Annotated in this window: 1 protein-coding gene; it reads left to right on the forward strand. The window is 67.6% G+C overall.

Annotation, left to right across the window (positions count from 1 at the left end; translation table 11 throughout):
• A partial coding sequence (locus tag E4487_RS25035) for a TRAP transporter small permease (protein WP_175254571.1) occupies positions 1 to 293 on the forward strand: 293 nt, incomplete at both ends.

Genomic DNA, 293 nt, shown 5'->3' on the forward strand with positions numbered 1-293 from the left:
GGCCATGACCTGGAGCAACGCCCTGACCAAGGCGCTGTTCGGCTGGCTGATCTTCTTCGGCCTGGCCTACGGCGTGCGCACCGCCGGCCACATCGGCGTGGATGCGCTGGTCAAGCTCGCTCCACGCGGCATCCAGCGCGTCATCGGCGTCATCGCCTGCCTGTGCTGCCTGGGCTACGCCGGCCTGATCGCGGTCGGCAGCTTCGACTGGGTGCACACCCTGTTCAGCGCCGGCATCGGTGCCGAAGACCTCGGCCACTACGGCATCCAGCAATGGCACATCGGCATGATCG

The sequence above is a fragment of the Pseudomonas sp. BMW13 genome (genome assembly GCF_013357275.1).
In the GTDB taxonomy this organism is placed as follows: domain Bacteria; phylum Pseudomonadota; class Gammaproteobacteria; order Pseudomonadales; family Pseudomonadaceae; genus Aquipseudomonas; species Aquipseudomonas khazarica.